9 protein-coding genes and 1 pseudogene are annotated in these 6,772 nt (G+C 27.0%); 1 reads left to right on the forward strand and 9 read right to left on the reverse strand.

What is annotated here, in order from left to right; genetic code table 11:
* Positions 1–190 precede the first annotated feature (190 nt).
* The 8 genes and pseudogenes from rplQ to JG676_RS09135 all read right to left on the reverse strand — a co-directional run.
* On the reverse strand, positions 191–544 hold the full coding sequence (rplQ, locus tag JG676_RS03000) for a 50S ribosomal protein L17 (RefSeq protein ID WP_200169960.1): 354 nt from the start codon (positions 542–544) through the stop codon (positions 191–193).
* Positions 545–547: 3 nt separating this feature from the next.
* Entirely contained in the window at positions 548–1,561 is a 1,014-nt protein-coding gene (locus tag JG676_RS03005; protein ID WP_200169959.1) for a DNA-directed RNA polymerase subunit alpha, read from the reverse strand.
* Positions 1,562–1,573: 12 nt separating this feature from the next.
* Complete coding sequence (gene rpsD / locus JG676_RS03010) at positions 1,574–2,200, reverse strand: 30S ribosomal protein S4 (protein ID WP_200169958.1); 627 nt, start codon at positions 2,198–2,200, stop codon at positions 1,574–1,576.
* A 27-nt stretch (positions 2,201–2,227) separates the two neighbouring features.
* Positions 2,228–2,620, reverse strand: a complete 393-nt coding sequence (gene rpsK / locus JG676_RS03015) for a 30S ribosomal protein S11 (RefSeq protein ID WP_131163940.1) — start codon at positions 2,618–2,620, stop codon at positions 2,228–2,230.
* Between the two features lie 9 nt (positions 2,621–2,629).
* A complete protein-coding gene (gene rpsM, locus JG676_RS03020) occupies positions 2,630–2,995 on the reverse strand; it encodes a 30S ribosomal protein S13 (RefSeq protein ID WP_200169957.1) in 366 nt (121 codons plus the stop codon).
* Between the two features lie 2 nt (positions 2,996–2,997).
* Complete coding sequence (gene rpmJ / locus JG676_RS03025) at positions 2,998–3,111, reverse strand: 50S ribosomal protein L36 (RefSeq protein ID WP_131163938.1); 114 nt, start codon at positions 3,109–3,111, stop codon at positions 2,998–3,000.
* Positions 3,112–3,271: 160 nt separating this feature from the next.
* Positions 3,272–3,490, reverse strand: coding sequence for a translation initiation factor IF-1 (gene infA / locus JG676_RS03030; protein ID WP_027305093.1), 219 nt, complete (start codon positions 3,488–3,490; stop codon positions 3,272–3,274).
* 63 nt (positions 3,491–3,553) lie between these two features.
* Positions 3,554–4,047: pseudogene (locus JG676_RS09135) on the reverse strand (WYL domain-containing protein); the annotation flags it as partial.
* Positions 4,048–4,167: 120 nt separating this feature from the next.
* Here JG676_RS09135 and JG676_RS03040 point away from each other — a divergent pair.
* Entirely contained in the window at positions 4,168–5,805 is a 1,638-nt protein-coding gene (locus tag JG676_RS03040; protein WP_200217268.1) for a multidrug ABC transporter permease/ATP-binding protein, read from the forward strand.
* Between the two features lie 7 nt (positions 5,806–5,812).
* Here JG676_RS03040 and cgb read toward each other — a convergent pair whose 3' ends face one another.
* Positions 5,813–6,241, reverse strand: coding sequence for a single-domain globin Cgb (gene cgb / locus JG676_RS03045; protein ID WP_200169955.1), 429 nt, complete (start codon positions 6,239–6,241; stop codon positions 5,813–5,815).
* Positions 6,242–6,772: the final 531 nt, after the last annotated feature.

The raw sequence follows: 6,772 nt of genomic DNA on the forward strand, positions 1-6,772 counted from the left end.
TTGAATCTTTTCAAAATATTGCTTAAGACCTTATTTTTATAAGGTCTTTTTTCTTACTTAAATAAATCATATATTTTTAAATTAATTGTTTTAGAATTGATAATTTTATAATATAAATTATTTTTTAGAAGAAGTTAAATTTGAGATTTTAAAAAAGAAAGATTTGTTTAAAAAAGCTTAAGCTTAAAGCTTAAGCAACGAATTCGATAAAAGCCATCTCAGCTGCATCGCCACGACGGATTCTAGTTTTAATAATTCTAGTATATCCACCATTGCGATCTTTAAATTTAGGTGCAATTTCTGTTACTAATTTATTGGTTGCAAATTTATCTTGTAAGCTTGCAAAAACAACTCTATGAGCATTAAAATCTCCAACTCTTGCACGTGTAATTAATTTTTCTATATAAACTCTAAGCTCTTTTGCTTTTGGTAGAGTTGTTTCTATTTTATTATTATTTACAAGAGCTATAGTTAAATTCTTAAGTAAAGCAGCACGATGAGATGATGTTCTACCAAGTTTTCTATATCCATGTTTGTGTCTCATTTTTTATCCTTCATTTTGTGCTTTTAATTCGTTAATTTTTTTCTTAAGAGCTTCTTTGTTTTCATTTAAATTTGAAGTTCCTACAGGAAAACCTATATTTTCCATAATGCTTTTAATTTCATCTAAAGATTTTTTACCAAGATTTTTCAAGCCAGCTAGTTCATTAACACTCATTAAAGCAAGCTCTCCTATGTATATTATCCCAGCTTTTTCAAGGCAATTATAACTTCTAGCACTTAAATTAAGTTCTGTAATATTTTGTAATAATTTTGTGTTTTCTATCTCATTATTTGAATTTTGACTTTTAATTACATTTCTTACATTGGTGATTTTATCAAATACTGATAATTGTTTATACATAGCCTCTAAAGCATTTTGAAAAGCTTCATTAGGAGTGATTTGTCCATCTGTTTTTATTGTAAGAACGATTTTTTCATAATCTGGATTATCTTCAAATAAAACTTTTTCTATATCATAAGTAGCTTCTCTTACTGGTGTAAAAAAGGCATCTAAAGCGATAAATTTAGGATCATCTAAGAGTTCTTTAATTTCTTCGCTTGGAACATAGCCTATTCCCTTTTCTATAATAAGAGTAAATTTAAGCTCTGCATCTTCGTTAATAGTTGCTAAATAAGCATCATTATTAACAACTTCTACTTTATCATTGTTTAAATCTTTTCCATAGATCTCTTTAGGTCCATTAAAACTAAATTCCACTATTTCTTTGTTAGACTCACCTTTAATCTTGAAACGAAGTTTTTTAAGATTGATAATAAAAAGTGCAACATCTTCAAGCATTCCACGCATACTATCAAATTCGTGAGATACTCCATCAATATGGATAGCTGTTGGAGCATAGCCTATAGTACTTGTATAAAGTAGGCGACGTAAAGGATGAGCCAGAGTAATACCATAGCCAATTTCAAAAGGCCAAGCACTTATTTTAGCCATATTATCACTAATGTTTTCTATGGCAAATTCTGTTGGCGTATAAGCAGATGTAGTGATATTTCTCATATTCAGCCTTTATTATTTTGAGTAAAGCTCGACAATATATCTTTCCTCTACAGGAATGACGACTTCTTCTCTCTCTGGATTTCTTGTAAAAATTCCAAATCTCTTATCTTTTTCAACATCAACCCAAGCTACTATACCTGTTTGAGAAGTAAGTTCTAATGATCTTGAAATTTGAGGATTATTTTTACTTTTTTCAATAATTTCAATTTTAGTTCCTGCTTCAACGCGGTAACTTGGTATATCTACTCTTCTACCATTAACTAAAATATGTCCGTGTGTTACAAGTTGTCTTGCAAAGCGACGTGTAGTTGCAAAACCCATTCTATAAACAACATTATCAAGTCTTTGTTCTAGAAGTTGGATAAGTAAAACCCCTGTATTACCATCACGTCTAGCTGCTTCGCTAAACAATCTTCTAAATTGTTTTTCACTTACTCCATACATAAATTTAGCTTTTTGCTTTTCTCTTAGTTGGAGTCCATATTCACTGATTTTACCTTTTTTAGCTCCGTGTTGTCCTGGCCCATAAGGACGTTTATCAAGAGCACTTTTTCCTGCTAATCTTCTTTCCCCTTTTAATGCTAAGCTGACACCAAAACGTCTTTCTAGCTTTTCTACTGGTCCTCTATATCTTGCCATAATAATTTCTCCTAAATTCTTTTATTTTTAGACACGACGACGTTTAGGTGGTCTACAACCATTATGTGCTAATGGGGTTATATCTTTAAAGAATGTTACTTTAATTCCTTCCATAGCACCGACGCTTTTAACAGCAGTTTCTCTACCGCTTCCTGGCCCTTGCACCTTAATGCCTACTTCTTTAATTCCGTGTTCTTTTGCTTTATTTAATGCATCTTCAACTGCTTGTTGTGCAGCATATGGAGTTGATTTTTTAGAACCTTTAAATCCAAGTCCTCCAGCACTACTCCAAGCAATAGCATTTCCCATTTCATCTGTTACCGTAACCATAGTATTATTAAAGGTTGCACTAATATATACAATACCTTTAGCTATATTTTTCTTAACAACTTTTTTCTTAACAACTTTTCTTTTTGCCATTTTTAATCCTTATGATTTTGCACCAACAGTTTTTCTTTTACCTTTACGCGTTCTAGCATTTGTTTTTGTTTTTTGTCCGCGAACTGGCAAACCTTTTCTATGTCTAAGACCTCTAAAACTTCCTAAATCCATTAGTGCTTTAATATCCATAGCAACTTGTTTTCTAAGATCCCCTTCAACTACATAATTTTCTTGGATCTCTTTACGTATAGCCGCTGCTTCATCTTCGCTTAACTCATGTACTCTTTTATCGTACGAGATGCCTGTTTTATCTAAAATTTTTCTTGAGCTAAAAAGCCCTATGCCATAGATATAAGTTAATCCATACTCAATTCTCTTTTTTTTTGGTAAATCTACACCTGCAATACGAGCCATATTTATCCTTGTCTTTGTTTATGTTTTGGATTTTCGCAAATAATGCGGACAACACCTTTACGGCGAACTACTTTACATTTGTCACATATTTTTTTGACTGAGGGTCTAACCTTCATATCATCTCCTTAAGTAAATTCCACTTAACTTTGCGAAAGCATATTAGGTTTAAAACCAACTGTTTTCAAAATAAGTGGGACTTTGAAAACACTTCTTTCTATAGCTGAAAGCTTCGCAAAGTTATAATTCTAACCAAAAATAACTTTTAAATAGCTTAGGTTATTTATATCTAAAAGTGATGCGTCCTTTATCTAGACTATAAGGAGTAAGTTCCACTTTAACTCTATCACCTGGCATAATTCTTATATAATGCATACGCATTTTTCCAGCGATATGACAAAGTATTACGTGTTTATTATCAAGTTCAACTTTAAAATTTGCATTAGGTAAAGCTTCAATTACATTCCCATCAATTTCAATAACATCATCTTTTGCCAAAATACTCTCCTTTCGAAAATCAAAATTATGATTGTAGCAAAAAATGTTTGAATTTATAAGAAATTAATACTCTAAATAAACTTTTAAAATTTGATTTAATTTTTCTTTAAGTTCTAAAGGTTTTCTATCTTGATATAAGGAATCCATTGTTTTACAATATTTAAAAGTTCATCATCATAAGAAAAACATACTTTTAAAATATAAGCTTGTTCATTTTTTTCAATGAGTTCAAAGTTATGGAAGATATTTTTTCTAAAAAAATACTCTTTTGCTTCTTTATTAAGTTTTAAAATTGCTTTTTTACTTCCATCTAACCAGATATTTTTATCATTTAAGATTTGATTTAAAAATTCTTCTTTTGGGGTAAAGTTTTTTGAAGTACTAGAAAAATCTTTAATCTTGCTTATGCTAAAATGTTTTAATTTTCCTTTTTCTTCAGCTATTAAATACCAAATTCCTTTATAATTTAAAAGTTTATAAGGTTTTATTTTTTTATTTTCCTCTATAAGTAAAGCAACTAATAAGATTAAAATTGCAATACTAATAGCTTTAAAATTTCATAATCATTTTTTAAGTCCATTATTTTTCTATGATGGTTTAAATTATTAAATTAATTTTTCTTAATATTTAAACAAGTAGCCATTCTAAATGTTATAATTATATTTTGGAGTTATTTGATGACTTTTATTATGGAACTATTGAAACAAAATAAATTAAAATTTATTTCTTTTTTAATATTTTCTTTTATAACTAGCATAATTGGTGTTTTAACTTTAGTATTTATTAATGAATACCTCTTAAAAAGTAAAGAGAATGTTCCTATTTTTTATTTTTTAGCAATTTTATTTATATTTTTTATCAGTTCTTTTTTTGTCGAATTATCTCTTAGTATTTTTGGTCAAAATTTTATTTTTAAAATGCAAAGACGTTTAATTAAACAGATTTTAGATAGCTCTTTAATTTCTATTATGGAAGTTGGAAAAGCAAAACTTTTAGCATCTTTAAGTTCTGATGTTAGAAGTATTTCTTTTGGAATTTTACGCTTGCCTGAATTTTTACAAGCTAGTATTTTGATACTTTGTACTTGTTTTTATCTTTTTTATCTTTCTCCTAAAATTTTTTTACTTTGTCTTATATGGATTATTTTTGTTTTTGTAAGTAATCATTTTTTAATGATGAATGTATATAAATATTTTAGAAAGGCAAGAGAAAATGATGATTCATTGCAAAATAATTATCAAAATATTTTAGATGGGCACAAAGAATTAAGTATTAATATTTTTAGAGCTAAGTATTACTACGAAAATGAGTTTGAAAAAAATGCAAAAGCAAAGCGTAGAAATAGCATTATAGGAAATATTTTAAATAATTTTTCTAACAATTGGACAAATATTTCTTTGCTTGCTTTAGTAGGGGTAGAATTTTATTTGGCTATCAATTTTAAATGGAGTAATCTTGAAGATGCAGTAACAATAGCTTTGTCTATACTTTTTTTAAGAACTCCTTTAATTTCAATGATAGGATCTTTTCCTACTTTAATTTTGGCAAAAATTGCCCTTGATAAAATTGCAAAATTAAAATTAGAAGATTATAAAGAAACTTTTAATTTGAGCGTAAAAAAAGAAAGATGGAGTCAAATTCGTTTTGAAAATGTTAGTTTTTCTTATAATAATCAATTTATACTTAAACCTATAAATTTAACCCTTTATAAAGGTGAAATGATTTTTTTAATTGGTAAAAATGGAAGTGGAAAATCAACTTTTAGTATGCTTTTAAGCGGGCTTGTTAAACCTCTTAGTGGAGTAATTTATTTAGATGATAAAAAAATAGATTCTACTAATATTTATGAATACAGATCGCTTCTTAGTGTAATTTTTAGCGATTTTCATCTTTTTACTCAAACTTTAAGTAAAGATAAATTTGCAGATGAAGAAAAAATAAATTTTTGGCTTCAATTTTTAGAGCTTAAAGATAAAACAAAAGTTGAAAATAATCATTTAAGCTTTACAAAACTTTCTACTGGACAAAGAAAGCGCTTAGCAATGCTTATAGCTTTGCTTGAAGAAAGAGATATTTTAATTTTAGATGAATGGGCAGCTGATCAAGATCCTATATTTAGAAAATTCTTTTACCATAAGCTTTTGCCTTTTTTAAAAGAACAAGGTAAAACTATTTTTGCAATTACTCACGATGATAAATATTTTGATGTAGCTGATAGGATTTTTTTAGCTAAAGAGGGTGAAATTTCTGAATTAAAAGGAAAAAATATCAAAGAATTAGCTAAAAATATAGTAGAAAATTTTAATTTAGCTTGATATATCATCAAGCTTGTTTTTTATAAAGTTCTTCTTCTATTTTGATATAAAAGTCAGCTATTTTACCATAAGCTATTTCCCAAGCTTTTAATGTCTTTTCATCAGCATTTAAAAGATTTTTAATTGCTTTTAAAAGACAAGTTCCTACTATAGGATAGTGTTCTTTTTTTACATTTAATTTTACGTGAGTTTTTCCAATATGTTCAACATAAGCTTTTATATTTTCTAGGTTTTCTATATTTTGTGCAGCTTTCAAAATAGCCATAGCTAAAGCTTTTGGTTGCTCTCCAGAGGCTTGTTTTTCCATATTAAACATAGGTTTTACTTCAGGATAGTCATTAAACATAATTTTATAAAATTCTTTAGTTAAATCCTCTCCATTTTTTTGCAAAATGGGAATACAATTTTTTATGATTTCAATTTGATCTTTAGTCATTTTTTCTCCTTATTTTATAGTTAAAAATAAAAAAGATATTTTAACTCTTATTTAAAAGAAAAAAATTGATACAAGTTAAATTTATACTTTTAAGTTATTATTGAGGCTTTTATATTTTTTGAATGTAAAATTTTAAAGTTTAAAATAAAATATCAATATTATTTTAGAGTAGATTTTTAATTCAAATATTTAAAAATTGTTTTTTAAATTTAAAAAATCATCTGCAAAAGCATAACTTGAAATTAAAATACTTCAAATTAAAACACTAAATATTTTTAAATATAGTTATAAATATAATGTAAGTTTATTTTTATTGCAAGGAGTATTTTAAGCCAAATTTTTGAATATCTTTTTATATTGCTATATTAAAATTATTTATTATTAATCTATCAAACTCTAGTTTCACTCATTAGCTTATCTAATCTATCCATTATATTATTTACATAAGAATTTATACTTTCATTACTTGCTTTCCAACCATTAGCTTTTGCTTGATTAAATTCTCTATCAAACCAAGCTCCACCACTGCCT

Origin of the sequence: Campylobacter sp. 2018MI34 (assembly GCF_016598975.1) — a bacterium.
In the GTDB taxonomy this organism is placed as follows: domain Bacteria; phylum Campylobacterota; class Campylobacteria; order Campylobacterales; family Campylobacteraceae; genus Campylobacter_D.